A 26,026-nucleotide genomic window follows, 5' to 3' on the forward strand; every position below is an offset into this window, starting at 1 on the left:
GCGCGCGCGCGCGCCCCCGCCGCCCGGCGCCGCCCGGCGGGGCGCGCCCGCCCGCCCCCGCCCGGCCCCCCCGCCCGGGGGGGCCCCCCCCCCCGCGTCCGGTCGTGCCGTCAGGCGACGGCGGTACCGGACGGTCGGTGGGCCTCGGGCTCGTCCGCCGGCCACTCGGCCATGGTCAGCCGGGCGCGTGACACGCGGGAGCGGACGGTGCCGACCGGGCACCGGCTCGCCTCCGCGGCCTGAGCATCCGCAGCCCGCGCTCCCGAGTTCGCGCGGAAGCTGGGCCTGACGGTCACGTCCTTCGAGTCGTGGGTACGGCAGCTGATGCCGAGCGCGTCCTGACGGCCGAGCGGCGTCAGAACAGCACCCCAGCGGGTTTGGCTAGTTATACAGGTTAATCTGTACAGGTGAGGCTGTGGAGGAAGTTAGCCTGTCCGCATGAGCGAGAACCAGAACCTGGCGCCGTCGGCGGTCGAGGCGTCGCGCGAGGTCCGCGCGGTCACCAGGCGGCTGCGGCGGCGCATCCTGAAGGCCTCCGAGGCCGAGGACATCACCGTGGGACAGGCGACCCTCCTCGCGCGCCTGTCCGACCGCGGCGGGGTGACGGCCAGCGAACTCGCCGCCGGCGAAGGGGTACGGCACCAGTCCATGACGGCGACCATCGCTCCGCTCGCCGCCCTGGGGCTGGTGGAGCGGAGGCCCGACCCGGACGACGGACGGCGCCTGCTGATCACACTGACCGACGAGGGCCGCCGCCGCGTCGAAGTGGACCGGCAGGCCCGCCGGGAATGGCTCGCCGGCCAGTTGCAGGACAAGTGCACGGAGGAAGAGCGCCGGGCGGTGATCGCGGCCATGGCCGTCCTGGAGCGTCTGACCCGTGACTGAGACGACGGCGAACGGCGGTGCCGGCCGGACGAGCGACAAGGGCCGGCCGGGCTTCGACCGGCGGCTGCTGCTGCCGCCGCCGCCGCCGATGCTGCTGGGTTCGGCCCACCAGGACATGCGGCTGGTCGACGTCGTCCACGGCGACGACGAGGCGGAGAAGTCGTACCAGAAGGCCGAGGAGCTGCTGGCGGACCACGCGAACCTGAAGGGGAGCATCTCCCCCACCGCCAACGGGATCAAGGCGGCCGCGAAGTACCTCTCCCAGTCGCGGCACAAGGGCGACGTGAAGCTCACCGGCCTGTTCCAGATCAGCGGCGACGGCGTCATCACCCTGGGCGAACCGAGGGTCTTCGATGCCGGGAACGACTACGACTACGACTTCTGGCCGGCGCCGGGCGCTCCCGGGCTCCCGGAGCCCCCGGCGTTCAGGTGCTGCAAGGCCTCGACCAGCTCCTGACAGGCCCGTTCCACCGAGCGCCTGGTGTTGAGCTGCTCGCTGATCACCGCGGACAGCAGGAGCGCGGTGAGCCCCAGGGTCCCGTTGAACGCCTGGAGTCTCATCATCGTCTCGATGTCGCTGAGCCTGCCGAAGGCTCCGCTCTCCTCGCGGGCCACGACTGTGGCCATCACCGAGGCGAGCAGGGCGCACGGTATGCCGCCCGCCAGCTGGAAGCGCAGCACGGACCAGATCAGCAGGGGGTAGACCAGGAAGAGCACGCTGACCGAGCTGTACATGATCAGCGGCACCAGTACGCAGACCACGATGGTGAGCCCCACGGCCTCCGTCCACCGGGCAGAAGGCGGCGGCAGCCGCGCGCGGTACAGCAGGAGCAGCAGCGGCGTGACGAGGACGACGCCCATCGCGTCACCGACCCACCACGCCAGCCAGACGAGCCAGAGTTCGCTCGACGGCAGCTTGTCCGACAGGACGAGCATCCAGACGCCCACCGCCGAGCTGATCAGCATGGCCGTCAGCGCACCCAGGAAGACGAGCGCGAGTCCGTCGCGCAGGCGGCTCAGGCTGACGCGGAATCCCACCGCGCGCAGCATCAGGTAGGAGCAGACCGGGGCCACGGTGTTGCCGGCCACGATGCCGACGGACTCGGGCCCCGGCCGGCCGAGGGAGACGATCACCAGCAGCGCGCCGAGCGCGATGCCCGGCACGCAGCGCGGCCCGAACAGCAGCAGACAGGCCACGGCGAGGCCGGTGGGCGGCCAGATGGGCGTGACGATCGCCCCGTCGGCGGTCAACTGCTGCGACAGGCCCAGTCGCCCCGCCGCGTAGTAGCAACCGGCGACGAGCAGCGTCTCGCAGAGGAGGACGACCGGTCGCGGCCATGCACGGATACCCACCACAGCAGCCATCAGACACCGGCGCCGCCGGGTCAGCGCGGTGAGACGTGCCCCGTCCCGCCCTACGGCGTAACGGCAGGTGCGCCGTGGCCGACGACGAGTACGGCGGCGTCGTCCTCGTGTCCGATCAGCTCGGCGTTCTTGAGCACGGCGGCCGCGAGGGACTGCGCCTCCATGCCCGCGACGGCGGCGAGGCCCGCCAGCCGCGCCACTCTTTCGAGCCCGTCGTCGATGCTGAGGGAGGGCCCTTCCACGACGCCGTCCGTGACGAGGACGAGCACTCCGCCCGCGCCGAGCCGGTAACGGGTCACCGGAAACTCGGTCCCCTCCAGCACGCCCAGCGGCGGACCACCCTCGTCGTGGCACACCTCCGCCCTGCCGTCCGCGCCGGCCCGGACACAGGGGATGTGGCCGGCCCGCGCGCTCTCCAGGACGCCGGTGGCCGGGTCGAAGCGGATGAAGGTGCAGGTGGCGAAGAGGTTCTTGTTCAGGGAGAGCAGGAGTTCGTTGGTGCAGGCGAGCAAGTCGCCGGGCTCGCTCGTCACGGACGCGAGCGCCCGCAGGCCGACACGGACCTGGCCCATGAAGGCCGCCGCGTCGATGGCGTGGCCCTGGACGTCCCCGACGGACAGTCCGACCCGGCCGTCGGGCAGCTCGAAGGCGTCGTACCAGTCGCCGCCCACGTTGAGTCCGGCGTACGCGGGCGAGTAGCAGGCGGCCAGGTGGAAGCCGGGGACCGTGGGCAGGTCGACGGGCAGCATGTCGCGCTGCAGGGCGATCGCGAGTTCCACCTGGGACCTGCGCAGCTCGGCCAGCTCCCGGGCCTGAGTGGTCAGCGACGCCAGCCGGGCCAGCAGCTCTTCACCGTCAAGTGCCGGACGCTTGCGGAACATCGGCCACTCCCGGACCAGGGCACCTCCGTACGGGCACCAGCCACCCGACAGCCTGGCCAGTGCAAGTCTGTCACCCGGCCCCGGGAAGGGCATGTCGGAGCGGGTCGCTGGGCGCGGACCGGAGCTGTTCGCTGAGCGCGGGTCCGCAGCCGCTCGCTGAGCGCGGGACTGCGGCCGTCCGACGAGCACGGTCCCGCCGCCGCCGCTCACGGAGCGCGGGACCGCTGGCACTCGCAGAGCGCGGGTCTGCAGCCCTCCGACGAGCACGCTCCCGCCGCCGCACACTGCACGCGAGTCTGCGGCCACTCGCGGAGCGCGGCTCCGCGGCTACTCGCCGAGCGCGATCCCACAGCCCTCCGACGAGCACGCTCCCGCCGCCGCACACTGCACGCGAGTGCGTGGCCGCTCACTGAGCACGGCCCAGCGGCCACCCACTGAACGCGATCCCCCGCCCGCTCACCAAGCGCGCCTGCGGCCACCCGCTGAGCGCGGTCCCGCGGCTACTCTCCGAGCGCGATCCCACAGCCCTCCGACGAGCACGCTCCCGCCGCCGCACACTGCACGCGAGTCCGTGGCCGCTCACTGAGCACGGCCCAGCGGCCACCCACTGAGCGCGACCCCGCGGCCACTCACCAAGCGCGCCTGCGGCCACCCGCTGAGCGCGACCCGCCACCGTCCGACGAGCACGGGCCCGCCGCCACTCACCGAGCGCGGTCCCGCCCCCGCCCCCGCCCGACGAGAGCGTTCCCGCACCCCGACCACCCCACCCCGCACGCCCCCGCGTCCGAGGTAGACGGCAGAGACGGCCCGGCGCCCGGAAGGGCCCCCGGTGTCCGTACTCTTGCCGCATGCGCATGCGCCCCACTCTGAGCTGGACCCCGGGAGCGGACCTGCCGCCGGGCACCACGGATCTGGAGCCCGTCGCCGAAGCACTGGGCGCCGGCGGTGTGCTGCTGCTGAGCGGGGCCGGGATCTCGACGGAGTCGGGCATCCCCGACTACCGGGGCGAGGGCGGCAGCCTGAGCCGGCACACGCCGATGACGTACCAGGACTTCACGGGCAGCGCCGGTGCCCGACGGCGCTACTGGGCCCGCAGCCACCTCGGCTGGCGCACCTTCGGCCGGGCGCGGCCCAACGCCGGGCACCGGTCCGTGGCCGCGTTCGAGGGTCGGGGCCTGCTCACGGGTGTGATCACCCAGAACGTCGACGGACTGCACCAGGCCGCCGGCAGTGACGACGTCGTCGAACTGCACGGAAGCCTGGACCGCGTCGTCTGCCTCACCTGCGGCGCGTTCAGCCCGCGCCGCGAACTCGCCCGGCGGCTGGAGGCGGCCAACCCGGGCTTCGAGCCGGTGGCCGCCGGGATCAACCCGGACGGCGACGCCGACCTCACGGACGATCAGGTCGGCGACTTCCATGTGGTGCCCTGCGCGGTCTGCGGCGGCGTCCTCAAGCCGGACGTGGTGTTCTTCGGCGAGGCCGTCCCGCCCACGCGCGTGGAGCACTGCCGCGAACTGGTCCGGGGTGCCACCTCTCTGCTGGTCCTGGGCTCCTCGCTGACGGTGATGTCGGGGCTGAGGTTCGTCCGCCAGGCGGCCCGGGCCGGGACGCCGGTGCTGATCGTCAACCGGGACCCGACCCGCGGCGACCGGGAGGCCGTCGCACGGGTCGCGCTCCCGCTGGGCGCGGCCCTCACCACCGTGGCCGGCCGGCTGGGCATCCCCGCCGACGACACCGCGACGGCCTGAACGGCCCCGCCGAAGTCCCCGGCGTCACCCCCTTGACCGCGGTCCCTCCACTCCATAAGGTCCTCGCACCTCACGAGGTACATCGATTAACCAATCGTTAACCGCTTGGTTGGAGACCCCCGCTGTGCGCTCATCGCTGACTCGGCGCGACCTGCTCGCCGCCGGTTCCGGCCTGGCTGCGGCCGTTGCCCTGCCCGCTCTGTCCGGCTGTTCGTCGTTGGCGTCGGCGGACTCCGATCCGGACACCCTCGTCGTCCACACCCAGCTCGGCACGACCGCGCCGGGCTCCCCCACCTACCTCGCGGCCGTCGACCGCTTCCGCGAGGAGAACCCGGGGCTGAAGGTCAAGAACCTCGTCAACGGCGACGACCTCGGCCAGGTGTACGAGACCTCCCGGCTGGCCCGCAAGGAGGCCGACGTCGTGATGGTCAACCTCTACGACAAGACGCTGGCCTGGACGGACGTCGGCGCGACGGTCGACGTCGGCCCCTATCTGGACGACTGGGGGCTGCGCGAGAGGGTCCTGCCCGCCGCGCTGGCCGACTGGACCGACGACGAGGGCCGGGTCCGGGCGTTCCCCTACTTCGCCACGAACTGGCCCGTCGCCTACAACCGCGCCCTGCTGGACCGGGCCGGCGTCGACGAGATCCCCACCACGGGGGACGCGTTGATCGCCGCGACCCGCAAGCTCCGCGCCAAGGGCCTCGCCCCCGTGACCGTGGGCGGCAACGACTGGACCGGGCAGAAGCTGATGGCGCAGATCATCCAGACGTTCCTGTCCCAGGAGGAGGCCCGGCACGTCTACTCCACCGGCGACTTCGGCGGGCGCGGCGCCCGCCGGGGCATCGAGTACTTCACGCACCTGCGCGACGCCGGCGTCTTCGCGGACAAGGCGCAGGGGCTGACGTCCGACTCGATGACCACGCAGTTCAACACCGAGGAGGCGGCGATCCAGTCGGCGATGTCCTCGGCGCTCGCCAAGGTGCCGGAGAAGGTGGCCCGGCACACCGAGGTGGGCGGCTGGCCCCTGGCCGACGGCGCGGCGCACGAGGATCCGACCGTCATCCGCGCCTACACCCTCATCGGTTTCTGGATCAGCCCCAACGGCGTCCGCAAGATCGAGCAGGTCGAGAAGTTCCTGCGGTTCATGTACCGGCCCGAGACGGTGTCACGGTTCGTGACGGAGAGCGGCCGGGACATGGCCCTGCGCACGGACGCCGTCAGTACGGACTTCCCGTTGGTGGGGGCGGCCCAGCGGCTCGGATCCGAGGTGAGCCAGGTCCTCCTCCCCGACGTGTACGTGCCGCCCGCCGCGGCGCAGCCGCTGATCACCGCGACCAGCACGTCCTTCACCCGGGGCACGAGCGCGGCCCGGGTGCGCGCCGCCCTCGAGTCCGCGTACCGGTCCGCATGAACCGCCACCGCCCGGTCCTCCTCGTATCCGCCACCCGTTCTCCGGGAGTCACCGCATGACGACGCTCACGACGACGCCGGACGGCAGCGCGGCCCGTCGGTCCGCACCGCCGCCCTCCCCCGCTCCCGCTCCGCGCGGGCGTCGGCAGGGCGGCACGGTCCTCGCGGTTCCCGCACTCGTGTGGTACCTCGTGTTCATGGTCGGGCCGCTGCTCGCCATCTTCGTGATCGCGGCCCTGCACTGGCCGGGCATGCTCCAGCCGGTGTCCTTCGCGGGCCTCGACAACGTCCGGGTGGTGCTGGACGACCCGGTGTTCTGGGACGCGGTCCGCAACACCGTCGTACAACTGGCCGTCGCCCTGCCCGTGATGATCGTGTGCGCGTACATGCTGGGGTACTACGTCGCCCAACGCCCGCCCGGGCACCGCGTCATCCGGTATCTGCTCTTCATCCCGGGGCTGATCTCGACCCCCGCGAAGGCGATGGTCTTCTACGCCGCCCTGTCCCCGGACGGCCTGCTCAACGGGGCGTTGGCGGGCATCGGCCTGGGCTCGCTCACCGACGCCTGGCTGGCCTCGCCCTCGACGGCGCTGGCGTGTCTGATCGCCCTGGACATCTGGAGCGGCATCGGCTTCACCGCCGTACTGTTCGCGGCCCGGCTGGGCAGTGTGCCGGACGAACTCGGGGAGGCCGCCCAGCTGGACGGGGCGGGGCACTGGCGGACGATGTGGTCGGTGCACTTCCCGGTGATCCGCGACTACGTGGGCGTGGTGACGATGCTCCAGTTCCTTTGGACGCTGTTCGGCTCGGCCCAGCACGTGCTGCTGCTGACGCAGGGCGGTCCGGGGACGTCGTCGACCACCTTGTCGTTCCTCGTCTACCAGAAGGCGTTCATCGCCGCCGACCTCGGCTACAGCCAGACGGTGGGCGTCCTGCTCTTCCTCGTCGGCCTCGTCGGGCTGCTGACGATCCGCCGCGTCTTCCGCCAGAACTACTGATCGGAGCAGCACTCATGAAGCTCGGCAAGCGCTGGCTCCCGGCCCACATCCTGGTGTGGACGTACGCGGTGCTGCTCGTCGTCCCGCTGTACTACTTCCTCGCCTCGGCGTTCAAGTCGAACGAGGAGATCTTCGCCCACCCCTTCGCCCCGCCCGGCTCACTGGGCCTGGACAACTTCCGGACCGCGTTCGACAGCGCCGACCTGGGGCTCGCGGTGGTCAACTCCGCGCTGGTGACGGTGTTCTCGCTGGCGCTCACGCTGCTGCTGGCGATCCCGGCCGCGTTCGCCCTGGCCCGTTCGACCGGGCGGCTGGCGGGGCTGGTGGAGAAGGTCTTCTCGCTGGGTTTCCTGATCCCGACCTTCGCCGCGCTCTTCCCCACCTTCCTGCTGGCGGCGGCCACCGGGCTGTTCCACACCCGGATCTTCATGGTGCTCTTCCTGCCGGCGACGGCGCTGCCGCTGTCGGTGGTGATCCTGGTGCAGTTCATGCGCACCATCCCGCCGGAGATGGAGGAGGCCGCCCGGCTGGACGGGGCGTCGACCTTCGCGGTGCTGCGCCACGTCTACACGCCGATGTGCCTGCCGGGCATCGCCACGGTGCTGCTGCTGAACTTCCTGACCTTCTGGAACGAGTACCTGTACTCGCTGGTCATCATCGGCCCTGATCCGGCGCAGCGCACGGTCCAGGTGGCGCTGCCCACGCTCAAGTCGATCACCGGCACGGACTACGGGGTCCTGACGGCGGGCACGGTGCTGACCCTGGTGCCGGTGTGGATCGTGTACACGGTGCTCCAGAAGCGTATGCAGCAGGCCCTGGTCAGCGGGGCGGTGAAGATGTGAGCGTGTCCACCGGGCGGCCGGGCCGACGGCCGACGATCAAGGAGGTCGCCGCCGCGGCCGGCGTGTCGACCGCCGCCGTCTCGCAGGCGTTCAACAACAAGGGGCGGCTCTCCGAGGCGACCCGCCGCCGGATCCTCGACGCCGCGCTGGAGCTGGGGTGGAGCCCCAACGCCCCGGCGGCGGCGCTGCGCAACGCCCGTACCCGCAGTCTGGCCCTGGTGGTCCGGCGCCCCACCGACGTGCTGGGCTCCGACCCGCACTTCAGTGAGCTGATCACCGGCATAGAGGGTGAGTTGGCGCCGCGCGGCTACGGTCTGCTGTTGCACCTGGTGAGCGGTCACCGCGACGAGTACGCGCTCTACGAACGGCTCGCCGCCGAGGGCCGGGTGGACGGCGCCGTGCTCACCGACGCCCGTGACGAGGACGCCCGCCCCGCCCTGCTGACCCGGCTGGGGCTGCCGGCGGTGCTCCTTGGCGCGCCGGACGGGACGGCGGTGGTGCCGCGGGTCGGCCTGCGGGACCAAGGGGCGGGGATCGCCGAGGCCGTCGCGCATCTACTGGCGCTCGGCCACCGGCGCGTCGCCTACGTCAGCGGACCACCGGAGCTCCAGCACACCCGGGTGCGCCGGGCCGCCTTCGAGGAGGCTCTGCGCGAGGCCGGGCTGCGCCCCTTCGCGGTCCTGCCGACCGACTTCAGCGAGCGGCACGCCGTCGGAGCCACCGAGGCCCTGCTCGCGGCGGCCGACCGGCCCACGGCGCTCGTGTACGCGAACGACTCGATGGCGGTGTGCGGCATCGGCACCGCGCAGCGCGCCGGGCTGGCCGTCCCCCGGGACGTGTCCGTGGTCGGCTACGACAACCTGCCGCTCGGCAGCTGGCTGCATCCCCGGCTGACCACGGTCGACCAGCAGGTGCAGCGGGTCGGCGCGGCCGCCGCCCGCATGCTGCTGGCCCTGTGCGGCGAGCCGGTCGAGGAGACCGGCGTGGCCGGGCGGCCCCGGCTGGTCGTCCGCGAGTCCACGGGCCCCGCCCCACCCGGGGACGGCGCCACAGGTCAGGACCCCGGCTGACCCCACGGCCACGGCTGGTCGTCCGCGAGTCCACGGGACCCGCCCCACCCGGGGACGGCGCCACAGGTCAGGACCCCGGCTGACCCCACAGCCACGGCTGGTCGTCCGCGAGTCCACGGGCCCCGCCCCACCCGGGGACGGCGCCACAGGTCAGGACCCCGGCTGACCCCACGGCCGCGCCGCGCCCGCGGCCACGCATCACCCGAACCCCACTACGCGAGAAGGACCATGCGACGCCACAGCGCCCAGCTCACCCATCAGCCCGCCGGCCTGCCCTGGCTCGGCGCCAACTTCTGGTCCCGCGCCGGCGGTCCGCTGATGTGGCGCAACTACGATCCGAAGACCGTCCGCGAGGAACTGCGCGTACTGGGCGACCACGGCCTGAACATGACGCGGTCGTTCTTCTACTGGCCCGACTTCCACCCGGAGCCGGACCGCGTCGACGACGAACTGTGCGCGCGGTTCGAGGACTTCCTCGACGCACACCTCGAAGCGGGCATGGGGACGGTGCCGACCTTCATCGTCGGCCACATGTCCGGTGAGAACTGGGACCCGGCCTGGCGCGGCAACCGCGACCTGTACGAGGACGTGTGGATGGTCGGCCGCCAGGCGTGGTTCGTCTCCCGCATGGCACGCCGCTTCAAGGACCACCCGGCGGTCACGGGCTGGCTGATCACCAACGAGATGCCCGGCTACGGGCGGATCTACCAGGTGGACCCGCCGTCGGCAGATGTGGTGACCGCCTGGGCCCAGGCCATGTGCAACGCGGTGCGCGCGACCGGCGCGACGCAGCCGGTGTCGCTGGGCGACGGGGCGTGGGGCATCGAGGTCACCGGCCGCGACAACGGCTTCTCGCTGCGGGAGACCGCCGAGTACGTCGACTTCGTGGGCCCGCACGTGTACCGCTCCGACACCGACCGGCCGCGGCAGCACTACCGCGCGGCCTTCGAGTGCGAGCTGGCCGCGGTCACCGGACAGCCCGTGGTGCTGGAGGAGTTCGGGCTGTCCACCGACACCGTCTCGGCCGCCAACGCGGGCCATTTCTACCGCCAGACCCTGCACAACTCGCTGCTGGGCGGGGCCACCGGCTGGATCGCCTGGAACAACACCGACTACGACGACCTGTGGGACCAGTCCCCCTACGACCACCACCCCTTCGAGATGCACTTCGGCATCACCGACTCCACGGGCGCGCCGAAGGAACCGCTGCGGGAACTGGCCGCCTTCGCCGACGTGTTGAAGGCGGTGGACTTCCCGAACTGCGCCCGGACGGAGGCCGACGCCGCGCTGGTGGTGCCGGCCTTCCTGGAACGCGGCTATCCCTACAGCCGCCCCGCCGACCGGCCGCTCATCTTCACGTCCCTGCACCAGGGTTACGTCACGGCGCGCGCCGCCGACCTGCCCGTCGCCCTCACCCGCGAGGCCGACGGACTGCCCGGCGAGGCGTCGCTGTACCTGCTGCCCGCCACCCGGCAGCTGACCACGCGCACCCGCCGGGAGCTGGCCCGCCGGGCCGCCGACGGCGCCACCGTGTACCTGTCGTTCTGCTCCGGCGAGCACCCCGGGACCCGCGGCCCCTGGTTCGACGACCTGGACGGGCTCTTCGGCGTGGAGCTCCAGTTGTCCTACGGCGTCGCCGAGCCGATCGAGGACGACGTGCTGGAGATGACGTTCACCGAGGACTTCGGCGACCTGCGCGCCGGGGAGGTGCTGCGCTTCCCGGTCGCGGGGAACGAGGACAGCCGCGCCTACCTGCCCGTGGTCCCGCGGGCGGGCCGGGTCGTGGCCGTGGACGCGCACGGCCGGCCGGCCCTGGTCGTGCACGAGACCGGCACGGGCCGTACCGTGCTGGCCACCTATCCGCTGGAGCACATGGCGGCCCGTACGGCGCGCGTCAACCCGGACGTCACGCACCGGCTGTACGCGGCGCTGGCGCGGGTGTCGGGCGCGCGACGGCCCGTCACGGTGGCCGATCCGCACGTCTCGGCGGACGTCGTCGTGCACGCGGACGGCCGCCGCTTCGTCTGGCTGGTCAGTCAGAGCGCCGAGCCGCTGGTGGTCCGTCCGGAGGCGGACGGGAAGCTGCACCACCTGGCCGACGGCGATCCCGTCGAGGACGTACGGATCGACGCGTACGGCGTCGTCGTCCTGGAGCTGCGATGACTGTCCCCCGCTATCGCGACCCGGCGGTACCGGTGCCGGAACGCGTCCGCGACCTGCTGGGCCGCATGACCCCGACGGAGAAGGTGGGCCAGCTCAACCAGCGCATGTACGGCTGGCACGCCTACGAGCGCGGCCCGGACGGTCACCGCCTCACGGACGCGTTCCGCGAGGAGGTCGCCGCCTTCGACGGCATGGGCGCGCTGTACGGACTCCAGCGGGCCGACGCCTGGTCGGGTGTCGGCTTCGAGGACGGCCTGGACGCCCGGGACGGCGCCCTGACGGCGGCGGCCGTCCAGCGGCACGTGAGGGACAACACCCGGCTCGGCATTCCCGTCCTGCTGGTGGAGGAGATGCCGCACGGCCACCAGGCGCTGGACGGCACGGTGCTGCCGGTCAACCTGGCGGTCGGCGCCACCTGGGATCCGGAGCTGTACGCCGAGGCTGTGGCCGGCGCGGGCGCCGAACTGCGGGCCCGGGGTGCCCACATCGCCCTGGTGTCCGCGCTGGACCTCGTGCGTGATCCGCGCTGGGGGCGCAGCGAGGAGTGCTTCGCGGAGGACCCGTATCTCGCGGCACGGATGACCGAGGCCCTGGTCGAGGGGGCGCGACGGGCGGGTGTCGCCGTGGTGCTGAAGCACTTCGCCGGCCAGGGCGCCACGGTCGGCGGGCGCAACAGCGCGGCGACGGAGCTGGGCCGCCGAGAGCTGCACGAGATCCACCTCGCGGCGGCCCGGGCCGGTGTGGCGGCGGGCGCGGCCGGGGTGATGGCCGCCTACAACGAGTTCGACGGCGTGCCGTGCGTGGCCAACCGGTATCTGCTCACCGAACTGCTCCGCGACGAGTGGGGCTTCGACGGTGTCGTGATGGCGGACGGAACCGCGATCGACCGGCTGGTGCGGCTGACGGGTGACCCCGTGTCGGCCGCGGCCCTGGCCTTGGACGCCGGCTGCGACCTGAGCCTGTGGGACGACTGCTTCCCCCGGCTGGGCGAGGCTGTGGAGCGGGGGCTGGTGTCCGAGCGGGCGCTGGACACCGCGGTGGCGAGGGTGCTCACACTGAAGTTCCGCCTCGGCCTGTTCGAGCGGCCGGGGCCACCGGAGGGGCCCGGGAGCCCCGGCCGGCCGGAACTCGGCGGGCTGGGCGAGCGGATCGCCCGTGCCTCGGTGACGCTGCTCGCCCACGAGGGCGGCGTCCTGCCGCTGTCCCGCGCGGCGCGGCGGATCGCGGTGCTCGGGCCCAACGCGGACTCCGTCCCCCAGCAGATCGGCGACTACACGGCCCCGCAGCGGCCCGGTGACGGCGTCACCGTCCTGGAGGGCATCCGGGCCGCCGTCACGCCCGGCACCGAAGTGGTGTCCGCCCGAGGGTGCGAGCTGGTGGGGGACGACGTGTCGCACGTGCCCGAGGCCGTGGCGCCGGCCGCCGGCTCGGACGTCGCCGTGCTGGTGCTGGGGGGTTCCAGTGCCCGAACCGCCGACACCGCCTTCGAGGCGAACGGGGCGGCCGTCACCGGGGCGGGAACGCCGTCCGGCATGACGTGCGGCGAAGGCGTCGACCTGGCGGACCTGACGCTGCCGTCGGCGCAACGGGCCCTGCTGGCGGCGGTGTCGGCGACCGGGACGCCGGTCGTGGTGGTGCTGGTGCAGGGCCGGCCGCACGCCCTGCCCGAGGTCGACGCACCCGTTTCGGCGGTGCTGAGCACCTGGTATCCGGGGCCGCGGGGCGGGCGCGCCGTGGCCGAGGTGCTGTTCGGCGACGTCGAGCCGCGCGGGCGCCTGCCGGTGTCCGTGCCCCGCTCGGCCGCCCAACTGCCCGTCTTCTACAACGGCAAGGACCACCGCTACCGCGGCTACGTCGACCAGAGCGCGACGCCCCGTTACGCCTTCGGGCACGGACTGTCGTACACGAGCGTCGAGTACGCGGCGCCGCGCCTGTCGCAGGCCCGGGTCGCCGTGGACGCGCCCCGCCTGACCTGCCGGGTCACCGTCCGCAACACCGGGTCCCGGCCGGCCGACGAGACGGTGCAGCTCTATCTGCACCGCCTGTCCGGAGGCGCGTCCTGGCCGCGCGTGCGGGAGCTACGGGGCTTCGTCCGCCTGCGCCTCGCGCCCGGCGAGCGGGCCGACGCGGTCTTCGAGGTGGACGCGGCCACGCTGGCGTCCGTGGGGCGCGACCTGCGGCTCGCCGTCGAGCCGGGAGTCGTCGAACTGGAGACGGGCCCGGCGTCCGACCGCACCCAGGCGGCGCGTCTGGAGATCACCGACTCGGAATCGAACGCAACTTAGGCTAGCCTTCCCTTCATGGCGAAGGTTCGTCGGCTCACGCCCCAGCAGCCCGAGATGTTCCGCGCCCGCGTGGTGCGCACCGAGCGGGTCACCCCGTCCATGCATCGCGTCACGGTCACCGGACCGGGGCTCGGCGACTTCCCGTGGATGGGGTACGACCACTGGTTCCGCCTCTTCCTCCAGCTCCCCCACCAACGCGCCCTCCGCCTACCGGAGTTCACCGGCGCCCAGTGGTGGCAGCCGTACCTCGCCATTCCCGAGGCCGAGCGGCCGCACTGCGCCAACTACTCCGTGGCCGGCTTCCGCCGCGAGAGCGCGGAGATGGACATCGACTTCGTCGTCCACCGCGGGCCCACGGGCGAGATCGAGGGCCGGGCCGCGATCTGGGCCTGCGCCGCCGAGCCCGGCGACGCGCTCGCCGTGCTCGACCAGGGCATCCTCTTCGACTGCCCGCGGGACGCCTCCGAGGTCACCGTCGTGGCCGACGAGACCGGCCTGCCCGGCACCGCGGGCATCCTGCGCTCCCTCCCCGCCGACGCCGTGGGCCGGCTCATCCAGGAGATCCCCACCGCGGCCGACCGGCGCGAGCTGCACGCCCCGCCCGGCATGACCGTCACCTGGGTCGTACGCGAGGACGGCGCCTCGGTGCCCGGCATCGCCGCCCTGAGCGCACTGCACCGGGTCACCCGCGCCGAGGCCACCGGATACGCCTTCGTCGTCGGCGAGTCGACCCTGGCCACAGAAGGGCGCAGGCACCTGCACCGCCTCGGCCTGCCGAAGGAACGCATCACCTTCTCGGGCTTCTGGAAGCACGAGAAGGCGCAGGCCGCAGCCTGAGGCGGTTCAGGGCTGGGCGTCCTTGACCCGCTGGTAGTGGCGCCGGGCCTTCATCCGGTTCCCGCACTCGGACATGGAGCACCAGCGAGCGCTGTTGGGCTTGCTCCGGTCCAGCAGGAAGCGCCGGCACTGAGGGTTCCCGCACGGCTTGAGCCGCCCCGGCCTGGCTTCCCGCAGGTGCGCCCAGGCCAGTACGGACTCCACCGCGAGACGCCGCGCGGCGGGCACCTGGAGCGTCCACTCCAGCCTTCCGTCCCTGATGTCGGGCGCGCTGGCGACCCCCTCCAGGAACTCCCGAAGGGACTCCGGCGCGCGCTCTCCCCGGACGACGCCCTGAAGCGCGTCCCGCACCTCGGCCAGGAAGGCGACCTCCTCACGCGTCCCGGTCCCGCCGTGGCCGCGCACCCACGCACGGGCCTCGCCGGGCGCACCCAGGGCGTCGTGCACGGCGCCCTCCACGACGGGCGTCGTATTGAGCAGCTCCAGGAGCCTCTCCTCCGCCGCCCTGTCGATCATCGCGTTCACCATCTAACCCCTCTTCGGAGACTGACAGGTTACAGCGCCCCTCCAGTCTAACCCCTTAATTGCGCTTGACAGGTTAGTCACAGAGTGGTGGACTATAGCTAACCACTTAAAGCAACCAAAGGGGTTACGATGAATGCCACCGTCCATCACCGCACCGCCACCGTCGACGGCCTGGACGTCTTCTACCGCGAGGCCGGGGACCCGCAGGCACCCGCCGTCGTGCTGCTCCACGGCTTCCCGACCGGTTCCCGCATGTTCCGCGACCTGATCCCGAAGCTCGCGGACACCTACCACGTCATCGCGCCGGACATGATCGGGTTCGGGCATTCGGCCATGCCCCGGGTCGACGAGTTCGACTACAGCTTCGACTCCCTCACCGACGTGACCGTCGGCCTGCTGGACCACCTCGGCGTGGAGCGGTTCGCGGTGTACGTGCAGGACTACGGGGCGCCGATCGCCTGGCGGATCGCCACCCGGTCCCCGCGCCGCATCTCCGCGATCATCACGCAGAACGGCAACGCGTACACCGACGGCTTCGTCAAGACGTTCTGGGACGGGCTGTTCGCCTACACCGACCACCCGACCCCCGAGACCGAGGCTCCGGTCCGCGGGGGGCTGTCCCCCGAGATGGTCCGCTGGCAGTACGTGAACGGGGTGCCGGACCCGACCGTCGTCAGCCCGGACAACTGGACCGTCGACCAGGCGCTGCTCGACCGACCGGGCAGCGACGCCGTCCAGCTCACGCTGTTCCGCGACTATCCGACCAACGTCGCCCTCTACCCCCGGCTCCAGCAGTACTTCCGCGACTCCCAGGTCCCGCTGCTGGCCGTCTGGGGCGCCAACGACGAGATCTTCGGACCGGAGGGAGCCCGGGCCTTCCAGCGCGATCTGCCGGATGCCGAGATCCACCTCCTCGACACCGGACACTTCGCCCTGGAGAGCCACCTGGAGGAGATCACCGGACACATCCGCGGCTTCCTCAGCCGCGCCGGCCTCTGACCGGCGCCCGCCGCACCAGGGCCTCAAGAGTGGCCGGCCGGGCGCCCCATGACGTAGGGCGCAAGGATGTCGGCCACCGTCCGGTTGCGCGGGACCGGGATGTCGAGACGGCCGGCGAGGTCCGCCACTCCCCCACTGAGCCAGGGCAGTTCCAGGCGGTTGCCCTGCTCCAGGTCGTGGTGCATGGAGGAGGTCATGCCCGCGGGAAGCGTGTCGCAGAAGGCGAGTTGGGCGTCGGCGAACCGGCTGTCCAGCCGCACACCGGACGCCTGGGCCACGGCCACCGTCTCGGCCATGATGTCGTGCAGGAGACGCCGGCTCGCCTCGTGGGCCCGCACGACCCCTATGGGTTGGCGGACGGCTGCCGTGGTCGCCGACAGGCCGACCAGGAAGACGAACTTCTCCCACACGACCCGCTCGATGTCGTCGCTCGTCTCCGCGTCGATCCCGGCGTCGCGGAACGTGGCGAGTACGGCGTCGCTGATCGCCTTCTGACTGTCGCGGTAGGGGCCGAGCACGATCCTCTGCAACGTGCCGTTGTGGACCACGACCCCGGGCTCCTGGATGAACGCGGAGATGAAGCAGACACCGCCCAGGACCTGTTCGTCCGTCAGCCGGCCGCGGAGGATGTCGTCCTTGTGCACCCCGTTCTGGAGGGACAGTACCGGCGCCGTGCGCGCCGCCGACGACCGCAGTTGTCCGGCGACGTCCTCGGTGTCCCATAGCTTGACGGCGACCAGGACCACATCGGTGGGGCCGAGTTCGGAGATGCTCGCGACCACGGAGGCGGGCGCGGCCCGGAACTCGCCCAGCGGGCTGCGCACGACCAGCCCCGACCGGCGTATCGCTGCGAGATGGGCGCCGCGGGCCACGAAGGTCACCTCGTTCCCGGCGGCGGCCAGCCGCGCTCCGAAGTACCCACCGACGCCGCCTGCCCCGATCACTGCGATGCGCATGAATCCGCCCCACTCCCCTTGGTAACCATTCGAACGGTTACTATCAAACCATGGATGGTGAGCAGCGGGACGCGCCTCGTCGCAGGGTCACCGCGGGACTCCGGGAGCTGCGTTTCGACGCGGGAGCACTCTCCCTGAACCTCGTGGCGACGGTGGGCCGCAGGCCCGGTGTCCCGGTCGAGCGGATGGGGGACGCGGCACGCCTCGACGCCTGGTGCCGTGGCGTGGGCGTGGCGCTGGCGGACGGGCAGGACCCGCTGGAGGTACTGCGCTCGCTGTACGCCCTGCGCGCGGCGGCGTACGACATCGCCTCCTCCGCGCTCGCCCGCCACCGGCCCGGGCCCCGGTCGGTGGACCTGGTCAATCAACTGGCCCGGACCGAACCGCCGGTGCCACGACTGGAACCGGCGGCCGACGGCGGCTGGGTGCCGCAGGGCAGCCGGGCGCTCACCCGGGAAGCACTGCTGTCGCTCGTCGCACGGGACCTGATCGACCTCATGACGGACGGTGCCCGCAGGTCCCGGCTGACCGCCTGCGCTTCGGAGGTGTGCCGGATGCTGTTCCTCGACTCCGGCGGTGGCCGGCCGCGCAAGTGGTGCTCCATGCGGCGCTGCGGCAACCAGGCCAAGGCGGCCGGCCACCGGTCGAGGGCCGACGGTCCTCGGTGAGCCCGGCGCTATGACTTCAGGGTGCCGTTCTTCGCGAGTTCGACGGACAGCGGCCCCGCGTCGGCGTAGGGCACGATCTGGTCGTCCGGGCCGTGCGCGACGAGGACGGGTACGTCGATCCGCTTGAGGTCCTCGGTGAAGTCGGTCTCGGAGGACGCCTTGATGCACTCGTAGTGGGCGTTGGCCGCGCCCCTCATCCCCTGGCGCCACCAGTTGTCGATGAGGCCCTGCGACACCTTCGCGCCCTCCCGGTTGAAGCCGTAGAAGGGCCCGGACGGCACCTCGATGTAGAACTGCGCGCGATTGGCGGCGAGGGCCGCGCGGAACTCGTCGAAGACCTCGATCGGCGTGCCGCCGGGATTGGACTCGGACTTGACCATGATCGGGGGCACGGCGCTGAGGAGCACGGCCTTCGCGACCCGGAGGTGGTGACCGTGCCCATTGCTGATCCTTCCGCGTTCCGGGCAGGAGAGAGTGCTGGACCCTGGCCGGGACCGGAGGCCGCGTGGCCGAGTCCGTCTCCGCCACCCTACGGCGATGTCGGACATGCCACATTCTCACCCGTATTGATGAGCGGACATTCGCCCACGACCCGTGATCGGCGCGGCCAGCACCGTCGCAGGCATGAATGAGTACGGCACCCACCTCTCGCACGGCCTGCACGTGGTGCGCGACGGCCTGTCCCCGCCCGCGGAGTCGTACGACGTGCCCGCGCGGGCGGACCGGTCTCACCCCCACCGCCCCGGCCGCCGTGCCGTGGCTGGCGATCGACGACGTCGCCTGGCCTGCGTCGTCACCGAGCCGGTCCGCCCCGCGTGCGGGTGTCACACGGCGTTGACCGGGTGCCGCACGACCGCGTCGAACAAGTAGCCCTGCGTGTTGTGGACGGTCGCGTCGGGCTGGGTCCGGCCCGCGCTGTCCGTCGCCCGCGCCAGCAAGGTGTACGGGCCCGGCGTCGCCGGACGCCAGCGGGTGGACCAGCGGACCCAGCCGTCGCGGCGGGGCGCGTCGTGGAGCCGGGCCCTGTTCCAGGTGCCGCCTCCGTCGGTGCTGACGTCCACGCGGACGATTCCGCCCCCGCCGGACCAGGAGCGGCCGGTGAGCCGGTGGGTGACTCCGGTAGTCAGGTTCGCCTGCGCGTCCAGCTCCCAGGCGCTCTTGACCGTCTGCCGGGTGAGCGGCGCGGTCCCCGCGTCCGGGTACGCGTCGCCGAACAGGCGGTAGAAGTCGGTGTTCCAGGGCGAGTACAGCGGCTCGGCGGAGACCTCGATGTCGCCGACCCATTTGATGGACGCGATGCCGATCCAGGACGGGACGAGGACGCGCACGGGGTGTCCGTGGTCGGGCGGCAGTGGTTCGCCGTTCATCTCGTAGGCGAGCAGGACGTCGTCGAGCGCCTTGGACAGCGGGAGCGGGCGGCGGACCCGCCCGAGGCCGGCGCCGTCGGCGGTGACGTAGTCGGCGTCGAGGCCGCGGGGCATCACGTCCACGGCCCGCCGGCTCAGCCCCGCGCGCCTCAGGACGTCGGCCAGGCGGACCCCCCGCCAGCGGGCGACGCCGATCGCCCCGAGGGTCCAGGCGGTCCCGCTGACGGTCCGACCTTGCTGACTGGTGAAGAAGCTGCGCCCGTTGCCGGCGCACTCCACGAACGCGCTGTGGGTGACGGACGGCAGTTTCTTCAGGTCGGCCAGGGAGAAGTCGACGGTCCGGTCACGGGTGAGGCCGTCGCCGTGGACGGTGAGGGCCCAGTCGGCCGCCGACAGGACGGGGGTCGCGGTGTGGTTGCGGACGAAGAAGCGGTCGTTGGGCGTGTGGTGGCCGGCACCCGCGAGTGCGGCGAACCGTGTCTCGGCGTTCGTGCCGCGGACGGTGAACAGGTCTTCGGGCAGGGGCTTGACGATGCCGGGAGCGGTTGCGGCGCCGGCCGGTGTGCCCAGGGCCACGGGTGCGGCACCGGCGATTCCGGCCGCGGCGAGGAGCCGGAGCATGTCCCGCCGGGAGACGCCGTCGGCCCGGGCCTCGCCGGCCAGCCACTGGCGCAGTCTGCGGCGGTCGTAGGCGGATTCGTGGGTACGCATGACGGCCTGCCTTTCGCAGGGAGGGCGCGGGCGGTCCCGCGCGGAGAAGGAGGTGCCCGCCTGCGGGGCGGGCAGGGAGACGGCCGTACCGGGCCCGTGGGCGCGGCGGCGAACCAGCCCTGTCCCAGGGGAACTGCGCGGTGAGGATCAACAACAGCCGTGGAGCACGAGCGCGCGGAACCGCGGGGCGGCGAGGCGGCGTGGGCTGCGGATCATGGCGTCATCGTACGGAAGGGAAGCACTCCGTGGCGCCGGTTTCGGGAAGTCGCGCGAAGACAACGCCGCCTGCGCTTCTCGTCCGCCGCCTCCTCGGCGACGTAACGTCCGGCCCTATGGAACCACTGCGTCAGCCTCCGAGGTCCTCGTCCGGCACTTCCCGGCCCCGGGCGCGTGACCTCGGTGTCGTCATCGGGTCCGGCGCCCCCGGGCCCCGCAACGCCATCACCGACGTGCCGGGCGTCCGCGTCGGGCACACCACCGTGCGCCGGCCGCCCGACGTCCACAGCGGAGTCACCGCCGTGGTGCCCGACCTCGTCGGCCCCCAGACCCCGCTGCCGGCCGGGGTGTTCAGCGGCAACGGCTACGGCAAGCTCATCGGCACCACCCAGCTCACCGAACTGGGCGCGCTGGAGACCCCGGTCCTGCTCACCTCCACCCTGTCGGCCTTCCGGGTCGCGGACGCGCTGGTCGGCTGGATGCTGCGGCAGCCCGGATGCGAGGAGGTGCGCAGTCTCAACCCCGTGGTGGGCGAGTGCAACGACGGCTTCCTGTCCGACATCCGGACACGTCCCGTCCACGAGGAACATGTGCAGGCGGCCCTGGACACGGCCACCGGCGGGCCCGTGGCCGAGGGGTGCGTCGGCGCGGGAACCGGCACCGTGGCGCTGGGTTTCAAGGCCGGCGTCGGCACCGCCTCGCGCACTCCGGAACCGGGTGGCCGGCGCTGCACGGTGGGCGTCCTGGTGCAGGCGAACTTCGGCGGCACGCTCCGGGTGCTCGGCCGGACCCTCACCCCACGGTCCCTGGACGTCGGGGCGGACGGTCCGGGGCCGGGCGCGGACGCGGGTTCCTGCATGATCGTGGTGGCCACCGACGCGCCGCTCGACGCCCGGCAGCTCACCCGGGTCGCCCGGCGCGCGGTGTTCGCACTGGCACGCACCGGCGCGGCGTACAGCCACGGCAGTGGTGACTACGCCGTCGCCTTCGCCACCCGCCCGGGCAGCGCCCAGGTGGCCGATGCCGACCTGAACCCGCTGTTCGAAGCGGTGCTCGACGCCGTCGAGGAGGCGGTGCTCAACTCCCTGCTGGCAGCGACCACGACCACCGGCTTCGACGGCCGAACGGCACCCGCGCTCCCGGCGGAGTCCCTGGTCCGCGCCCTCTCCGGTCCTCCGGCGCCCGGCCCCTGCGAAGGCCGGGCTTGATAAGCAAGTCGATACTTGCCTATGGTGGGGACATGACGCAGGATGTGTTCAAGGCACTGGCCGACCCCACCCGTCGCCGCATCCTTGACGAACTGGCGGAACGGGACGGCCAGAGCCTGTTCGAGATATGCGCCCGCCTGACCACCAAGCACGGCCTGGGCCTGTCCCGGCAGGCGGTCAGTCAGCATCTGGCCGTGCTGGAGTCGGCGGGCCTGGTCATCCCGAGGCGTGAGGGGCGCTACAAGTTCCACGACCTCGACACCGAACCCCTGGAGCGCATCGTGACCCGATGGCTCAGACCCGACGCACCGGAGAGCACCCCATGAGAATCCACCTCACCAGCGTGTTCGTAGACGACCAGGAAAACGCCCTGCGCTTCTACACCGACGTTCTGGGCTTCGTGAAGAAGCACGACGTCCCCATGGGTACGGACCGGTGGCTGACCGTGGTCTCACCGGAGGCCCCCGACGGAACCGAGCTTCTGCTGGAGCCCTCCGGCCACCCCGCGGTGCGGCCCTACAAGGAGGCGCTGGCCCACGACGGCATCCCGGCCGCCTCCTTCGCCGTGGACGACGTGCCGGCCGAGTTCGACCGGCTGCGCGGGCTCGGCGTGCGCTTCACCCAGGAGCCGCTGGAGATGGGCGCCATCACCACCGCGGTACTGGACGACACCTGCGGCAACCTGATCCAGATCATGCACAACAAGTAGCGGAACGCATCACGTCCCCGGAGGGCGGAACTGGGGACCGTAGGTGCCCCCGCCGTCCGGAAGGGCCGTCTCCATCAGCCGCAGCGCGGGGGCTTCCAGCGCGCCCATGCTGCGGACGGCCGAGCGCAGGGTCCGCGGGTCCCCGTCGGTCCACGCCGCGTCCAGAGTGCTCAGCACCTTGGCGTAGGCGGCGTCGAACCGGTCGAGACGTCTCTGGACCGCGGTGGACACGCCGGACCAGCCGCCCGCCGGGACGCGGGCCATGGGGCGTGCGGCGGGGAAGGGGACGGGGGCGCCGGTGAACTGCCAGCCGTCGGCCGTCTCGACCAGCCGCCGCCCGTGGTAGATCTCGCCGAAGGCGTAGTAGTGGGCGGGGTGGTCGTCGCCGAACGCGACCGCCGGGGAACTGGCGGTGCCCTCGCCCTGCTCCTTGATGATCACGATCGAGCGCTCGACGCCGTCGAGGTCGGTCACGGGTTTCAGGACGTCGGTGTCGATGCGCTCGGAGAGCTGCCCCCGCGCCGACAGTTCGGGCGCCGCGGCCTTGAAGGCTTCCAGCAGGGCGTCGTAGAAGTCACCGATGCTGGGCGAGTCGTCCACGTTCCGGGCGAGCGGCGCGTCGGGGGCTTCGATCGCCATCATCACGTCGTGCACGTAGGGGCGGGTGAGGCCCGACAGGTACACGTTCACCTCGGCGCGCACCCCGCCGGGGAGCGGTCCGGGGTAGGCGAGCGCCGCGTCCGCGATGCGTGGCCGGCCGCCGATCGCCACCAGCAGGTTGCAGACCACGCCCATGTGGTACATCTCGTCGGCGAGGATGCGCCGGATCAGCCGTGCCGCCTGGCTCGCGCGGTCCTTGATGGACCACCAGCCGCACAAGTAGGGCGGGATCGTGGCGAGTTCGAGCGCGACGGCTACCTGTAGGGACTCCTTGAGCCAGTCGACGTCCCGGCCGACCTTGGGGACGGCGAGCAGCGCCGCCACGGACGGGCAGCCGCCGGTGGCGGGGCAGCCGGCCACCGCCACGGGAGCGGCCACCGCCACGGGAGCGGCCGACGCCACAGGAGCGGCCGCCGTCAGCGCGGCCGACGCCATGAAGGTCCTCCGCCCGAACGGGGCCCGTGTCCCCGACGATTCCGCGCGCACATCTGTCATCCGCTGCTCCCTCGCATATGGACCGTGCCTCGGACCGAGGCGTCCGGTTTCCTCCGACGGCTGGCGAACCTAGCAGCGTGGACGCCGTTTCCCCGGCGCGCGCCGCCGAGTGCGGCATCCCCCACCCGGTCGGCCCTACGGTGGGCGTTCCCGGCCGCGGGCCGTCGACGACGCTCACACGGCGGGCAGTACGTCCCCGACCGGACCGCGTCGCACGCAGCGTCCGCCCTCCAGCTGTACGGCCTCCTCGGCCGGGGCACGCACCGCGGGCAGGTCGTGGCCGACGAACAGCAGGGTGCGGTGCCGGCCGGGGCGAGCAGGCGGGGCAGCGCGTCGAGGACCCGCTGCCGGGACACGGCGTCCAGGGCCGACGTCACCTCGTCGCACACGAGCAGTGCGGGGTGCGCGGTCAGTGCCCGCACCAGTGCGCAGCGCTGGAGCTGACCGCCGGAGAGCCGGTCGGGGGTCCGGTGCAGCAGTGCTTCGTCGAGCCCGAGCAGACCGGCCGCCTCCGTCGCTCCGGCCCGTGCCCGAGCCGGGTCCGCCCCGCACAGGAGCCGTGCGGTGTCGGCGAGTTGGTCGAGGACCGGACGGTGGGTCTCGAAGGAATTGGCGCTGCTCTGGTGGACGTAATGGACGACACGGCGCTCGGCGGTCGTGCGCCGGTCGACGCGGTGGGGCAGTGGCCGGCCGGCGTACCGGACCTCGCCCCGGGTGGGGGTGGTCAGGCCGGCCAGGACCCGGGCGAAGGTCGTCTTGCCGGAGCCGGAGGGGCAGAGCAGGGCGGTTCTGCTGCAGGGCGCGAACTCCATCGACACGGGGCCGGGGAGCGGGTCGCCGGTGCGGCGGCGGCGTACGACGACACCTGTGGCGGCGACCCCGCGGCCGTCGGGTGGCCGCGGTGCCACGCCGGTCTCCTTGCCGGGGACGGTGGGGTGTTCGGCGGCGAGCAGGTCGCGGGTGGCCCGGTGGCGGAGGGTGGCCGGGCCGGGGCGGGGACGGTGACCGCCGGTGCCGAGGACGTCCGGGGCCGGCCCGTGGTCCACGGCTCGGCCCGCTTCCAGTACGACGACGTGGTCGGCGGTGGCCCGCACAGCGTCAGGTCGTGGCTGAGGAGCAGTACGCCCGCTCCGTCGTCGGCGAGTTCGCGCACTGTGCGGCCCAGGGCACGCGCGAGCGCCGGGTCGAGGCCGCTCGTGGGCTCGTCGAGCACCAGCAGTCGCGCGCCCGTCACCAGGGCGGAGACGAGCGCCAGGCGCTGTTGCCGGCCGCCGGAGAGCTGGTGCGGGAAGCGCCGTCGGACCGTGTCCCAGTCCAGGCCGGCCGCGGTCAGCGCCCGGCGTCCGGCGGCTTTGCGCGCGCTCCGGCCGCGGTGGCCGAGGGCGGCCAGTTCCGTCAGTGTGCCGCCGGCCCGGCGAACGGGGTCGAGCACCGTCTCCGGGTGCTGCGGCAGATGGGCGGCCCGGCCCGCGCGGGCCGCGGGGCGCCGGTGGGGTGGCAGGAGCAGCAGGTCCGTGCCCGTCAGCAGGACGCGTCCGGTCAGCCGTACGTCGTCCTGCGAGGCACCGAGCGCCGCCAGGCCGAGGGTCGTCCTGCCGCTGCCCGAGGGGCCGACGACGGCGGTGACGGAGCCCGGCGGCACAGTGAGCCCGACCCGGTCCAGCAGGGCGGTGGGCGTGGTACTCGGCGGTCGGGTGGTCGCCGCGGCGGACCATCGTGGCCGCGGTCCTGGCCACCTGGCCGCGACGGCAAGGGCTGGGCCGTCACCCCGGTGTCGAAGAACACGACGTTCTCCTGGAAGCTCACGGCGCAGCACAACACCAGCACCTGGGAGTACTACGTCGGCGGGCAGCGGATCGCGCTGTTCGACGACGGCGGCGCCAAGCCGGGCGCGGTGGTGAACCACCAGGTCGACTTCGGCGGCCTCTCCGGCCAGCAGAAGGTCCTCGCCGTCTGGAACGTCGCCGACACGTCCAACGCGTTCTACGCCTGCATCGACGTCAACGTCGGCGGCTGACGGACCGGTTGGAGCAGTCCGGGAGCGGTCGCACTCCCCCGGGTGCCGCGACCGCCCTCTCCGCCCACCCCCTCCGTGCCGTCCCCCCACCGAGCAGGAGTCGATATCCGTGCAGCACCGCAAACTCGCACTGCTGGCCGCCACCGGCGCGGCCGCCGCCCTGTGCAGCCTGACCCTGGCGCCGTCGGCCCTCGCCCAGAAGTCCGACGCCCCGCCGTCCGACGCCCCGACGTCCGACGCCCGGGCCGCCGCCGAATTCGTGGTCAGCGAGGCCCAGTTCAACCAGATGTTCCCGAACAGGAACTCCTTCTACACCTACAGCGGACTCACCGCGGCGCTCAGCGCCTACCCGGGGTTCACCAACACGGGCAGTGACACGGTGAAGAAGCAGGAGGCCGCCGCCTTCCTGGCCAACGTCAGCCACGAGACCGGCGGGCTGCAGTACGTGGTCGAGCAGAACGAGGCCAACTACCCGCACTACTGCGACGCCAACCAGCCGTACGGCTGCCCGGCCGGCACCGACAAGTACTACGGACGCGGGCCCGTCCAGCTCAGCTGGAACTTCAACTACAAGGCCGCCGGGGACGCCCTGGGCATCGACCTGCTCAACAACCCCGACCTGGTCCGGAACGACGCGGCCGTGGCCTGGAAGACGGGCCTCTGGTACTGGAACACGCAGAGCGGGCCCGGCACCATGACACCGCACGACGCCATGGTCAACGGCGCGGGATTCGGCGAGACCATCCGCGCCATCAACGGCAGCCTGGAGTGCGACGGGGGCAACCCCGGTCAGGTCCAGAGCCGGATCGACAACTACCAGCGCTTCACCCAGGCCCTCGGCGTCGAGCCCGGCGGCAACCTCAGCTGCTAGCAGACGCCACCGACCCCGCGCGGTGCCCCGCCCCCCCCCCCCCCCGGGGGGCCCGCCCCCCCCCCCCCCGCCCCCCCCCCCCCCCCCCCCCCCACCCCCGGGCCCCCCCCCCCCCCCCCCCCCCCCCCCGCCCCCGC

The 26,026-nt window shown here is 72.8% G+C and carries 24 protein-coding genes and 3 pseudogenes; 17 read left to right on the forward strand and 10 right to left on the reverse strand.

The genetic code is table 11. From position 1 onward, the window contains the following. Positions 1-110: 110 nt before the first annotated feature. A complete protein-coding gene (locus ACFWR9_RS09590; protein WP_383838149.1) occupies positions 111-296 on the reverse strand; it encodes a hypothetical protein in 186 nt (61 codons plus the stop codon). A gap of 142 nt (positions 297-438) precedes the next feature. Here ACFWR9_RS09590 and ACFWR9_RS09595 point away from each other — a divergent pair, with 142 nt between their 5' ends. Both ACFWR9_RS09595 and ACFWR9_RS09600 read left to right on the forward strand, forming a co-directional pair. After that, entirely contained in the window at positions 439-885 is a 447-nt protein-coding gene (locus ACFWR9_RS09595) for a MarR family winged helix-turn-helix transcriptional regulator (RefSeq protein WP_383838151.1), read from the forward strand. After that, positions 878-1,342, forward strand: a complete 465-nt coding sequence (locus tag ACFWR9_RS09600) for a hypothetical protein (RefSeq protein ID WP_383838153.1) — start codon at positions 878-880, stop codon at positions 1,340-1,342. Before ACFWR9_RS09595 ends, ACFWR9_RS09600 begins: the two co-directional genes overlap by 8 nt. Here the strand turns inward: ACFWR9_RS09600 and ACFWR9_RS09605 are convergent. Then, positions 1,258-2,250 (reverse strand): MASE1 domain-containing protein, encoded by a 993-nt coding sequence (locus ACFWR9_RS09605; protein WP_383838155.1) that lies wholly within the window; start codon positions 2,248-2,250, stop codon positions 1,258-1,260. The two genes, ACFWR9_RS09600 and ACFWR9_RS09605, sit on opposite strands and share 85 nt — an antisense overlap. A 50-nt stretch (positions 2,251-2,300) precedes the next feature. After that, positions 2,301-3,131, reverse strand: a complete 831-nt coding sequence (locus ACFWR9_RS09610) for a PP2C family protein-serine/threonine phosphatase (RefSeq protein ID WP_383838158.1) — start codon at positions 3,129-3,131, stop codon at positions 2,301-2,303. Positions 3,132-3,979: 848 nt separating this feature from the next. On the opposite strand from ACFWR9_RS09610, the gene ACFWR9_RS09615 reads away from it, so the two are divergent. The 8 genes from ACFWR9_RS09615 to ACFWR9_RS09650 all read left to right on the forward strand — a co-directional run bounded on the left by ACFWR9_RS09615 (position 3,980) and on the right by ACFWR9_RS09650 (position 14,487). Further along, on the forward strand, positions 3,980-4,879 hold the full coding sequence (locus ACFWR9_RS09615) for an NAD-dependent protein deacetylase (RefSeq protein ID WP_383838160.1): 900 nt from the start codon (positions 3,980-3,982) through the stop codon (positions 4,877-4,879). A 124-nt stretch (positions 4,880-5,003) separates the two neighbouring features. After that, a complete protein-coding gene (locus ACFWR9_RS09620; protein WP_383838162.1) occupies positions 5,004-6,293 on the forward strand; it encodes an ABC transporter substrate-binding protein in 1,290 nt (429 codons plus the stop codon). A gap of 55 nt (positions 6,294-6,348) precedes the next feature. Next, entirely contained in the window at positions 6,349-7,290 is a 942-nt protein-coding gene (locus tag ACFWR9_RS09625; protein WP_383838164.1) for a carbohydrate ABC transporter permease, read from the forward strand. A 14-nt stretch (positions 7,291-7,304) separates the two neighbouring features. After that, positions 7,305-8,132 (forward strand): carbohydrate ABC transporter permease, encoded by an 828-nt coding sequence (locus tag ACFWR9_RS09630; protein WP_383838167.1) that lies wholly within the window; start codon positions 7,305-7,307, stop codon positions 8,130-8,132. Then, entirely contained in the window at positions 8,129-9,202 is a 1,074-nt protein-coding gene (locus ACFWR9_RS09635; RefSeq protein WP_383838170.1) for a LacI family DNA-binding transcriptional regulator, read from the forward strand. The genes ACFWR9_RS09630 and ACFWR9_RS09635 overlap by 4 nt, the downstream gene beginning before the upstream one ends. Before the next feature lie 228 nt (positions 9,203-9,430). Then, positions 9,431-11,365 (forward strand): cellulase family glycosylhydrolase, encoded by a 1,935-nt coding sequence (locus ACFWR9_RS09640; RefSeq protein WP_383838173.1) that lies wholly within the window; start codon positions 9,431-9,433, stop codon positions 11,363-11,365. Then, entirely contained in the window at positions 11,362-13,650 is a 2,289-nt protein-coding gene (locus ACFWR9_RS09645; RefSeq protein WP_383838175.1) for a glycoside hydrolase family 3 N-terminal domain-containing protein, read from the forward strand. The genes ACFWR9_RS09640 and ACFWR9_RS09645 overlap by 4 nt, the downstream gene beginning before the upstream one ends. A gap of 15 nt (positions 13,651-13,665) precedes the next feature. Next, complete coding sequence (locus ACFWR9_RS09650; protein ID WP_383838177.1) at positions 13,666-14,487, forward strand: siderophore-interacting protein; 822 nt, start codon at positions 13,666-13,668, stop codon at positions 14,485-14,487. Between the two features lie 6 nt (positions 14,488-14,493). On the opposite strand, the gene ACFWR9_RS09655 is transcribed toward ACFWR9_RS09650, so the two are convergent. Continuing rightward, complete coding sequence (locus ACFWR9_RS09655; RefSeq protein WP_383838180.1) at positions 14,494-15,003, reverse strand: CGNR zinc finger domain-containing protein; 510 nt, start codon at positions 15,001-15,003, stop codon at positions 14,494-14,496. Positions 15,004-15,141: 138 nt separating this feature from the next. Between ACFWR9_RS09655 and ACFWR9_RS09660 the strand changes: the two genes are divergently transcribed. Continuing rightward, on the forward strand, positions 15,142-16,011 hold the full coding sequence (locus ACFWR9_RS09660) for an alpha/beta fold hydrolase (RefSeq protein ID WP_383838182.1): 870 nt from the start codon (positions 15,142-15,144) through the stop codon (positions 16,009-16,011). A gap of 23 nt (positions 16,012-16,034) precedes the next feature. Here the strand turns inward: ACFWR9_RS09660 and ACFWR9_RS09665 are convergent, their stop codons facing one another. Next, on the reverse strand, positions 16,035-16,967 hold the full coding sequence (locus ACFWR9_RS09665; protein ID WP_383838185.1) for a ketopantoate reductase family protein: 933 nt from the start codon (positions 16,965-16,967) through the stop codon (positions 16,035-16,037). Positions 16,968-17,017: 50 nt separating this feature from the next. Between ACFWR9_RS09665 and ACFWR9_RS09670 the strand changes: the two genes are divergently transcribed. Then, positions 17,018-17,635 carry a CGNR zinc finger domain-containing protein gene (locus ACFWR9_RS09670; RefSeq protein ID WP_383838188.1) on the forward strand — a complete coding sequence of 206 codons (618 nt, stop codon included), beginning with the start codon at positions 17,018-17,020 and terminating at the stop codon, positions 17,633-17,635. A gap of 11 nt (positions 17,636-17,646) precedes the next feature. Here ACFWR9_RS09670 and ACFWR9_RS09675 read toward each other — a convergent pair. Then, positions 17,647-18,057: pseudogene (locus tag ACFWR9_RS09675) on the reverse strand (alpha/beta fold hydrolase); the annotation flags it as partial. A gap of 402 nt (positions 18,058-18,459) precedes the next feature. Then, entirely contained in the window at positions 18,460-19,713 is a 1,254-nt protein-coding gene (locus tag ACFWR9_RS09680) for a sulfite oxidase (protein WP_383838191.1), read from the reverse strand. Between the two features lie 332 nt (positions 19,714-20,045). On the opposite strand from ACFWR9_RS09680, the gene ACFWR9_RS09685 reads away from it, so the two are divergent. Genes ACFWR9_RS09685 through ACFWR9_RS09695 form a run of 3 tightly spaced genes read left to right on the forward strand, consistent with a single transcriptional unit; the run spans position 20,046 to position 21,846 of the window. Next, positions 20,046-21,137, forward strand: coding sequence for a P1 family peptidase (locus ACFWR9_RS09685; protein ID WP_383838194.1), 1,092 nt, complete (start codon positions 20,046-20,048; stop codon positions 21,135-21,137). 32 nt (positions 21,138-21,169) lie between these two features. Beyond that, entirely contained in the window at positions 21,170-21,463 is a 294-nt protein-coding gene (locus ACFWR9_RS09690; RefSeq protein ID WP_383838198.1) for an ArsR/SmtB family transcription factor, read from the forward strand. Then, a complete protein-coding gene (locus ACFWR9_RS09695) occupies positions 21,460-21,846 on the forward strand; it encodes a VOC family protein (protein WP_383838201.1) in 387 nt (128 codons plus the stop codon). Before ACFWR9_RS09690 ends, ACFWR9_RS09695 begins: the two co-directional genes overlap by 4 nt. Positions 21,847-21,855: 9 nt before the next feature. Here ACFWR9_RS09695 and ACFWR9_RS09700 read toward each other — a convergent pair whose 3' ends face one another. From ACFWR9_RS09700 to ACFWR9_RS09710, 3 genes and pseudogenes are all read right to left on the reverse strand, one after another. Beyond that, on the reverse strand, positions 21,856-23,001 hold the full coding sequence (locus tag ACFWR9_RS09700) for a ferritin-like protein (RefSeq protein WP_383838203.1): 1,146 nt from the start codon (positions 22,999-23,001) through the stop codon (positions 21,856-21,858). Continuing rightward, complete coding sequence (locus ACFWR9_RS09705; RefSeq protein WP_383838206.1) at positions 22,998-24,095, reverse strand: ATP-binding cassette domain-containing protein; 1,098 nt, start codon at positions 24,093-24,095, stop codon at positions 22,998-23,000. The genes ACFWR9_RS09700 and ACFWR9_RS09705 overlap by 4 nt, the downstream gene beginning before the upstream one ends. A gap of 59 nt (positions 24,096-24,154) precedes the next feature. Next, positions 24,155-24,817 (reverse strand): annotated as a pseudogene (locus ACFWR9_RS09710) (ATP-binding cassette domain-containing protein); the annotation flags it as partial. Between ACFWR9_RS09710 and ACFWR9_RS09715 the strand changes: the two are divergent. Together ACFWR9_RS09715 and ACFWR9_RS09720 are read left to right on the forward strand one after the other, a co-directional pair. Then, positions 24,746-25,018: pseudogene (locus ACFWR9_RS09715) on the forward strand (lytic polysaccharide monooxygenase); the annotation flags it as partial. The pseudogenes ACFWR9_RS09710 and ACFWR9_RS09715 sit on opposite strands and share 72 nt — an antisense overlap. Positions 25,019-25,127: 109 nt before the next feature. Next, entirely contained in the window at positions 25,128-25,889 is a 762-nt protein-coding gene (locus tag ACFWR9_RS09720; RefSeq protein WP_383838209.1) for a chitinase, read from the forward strand. The last annotated feature ends 137 nt before the right edge of the window (positions 25,890-26,026 follow it).

The sequence above is a fragment of the Streptomyces sp. NPDC058534 genome, from assembly GCF_042717365.1.
Lineage (GTDB): Bacteria > Actinomycetota > Actinomycetes > Streptomycetales > Streptomycetaceae > Streptomyces.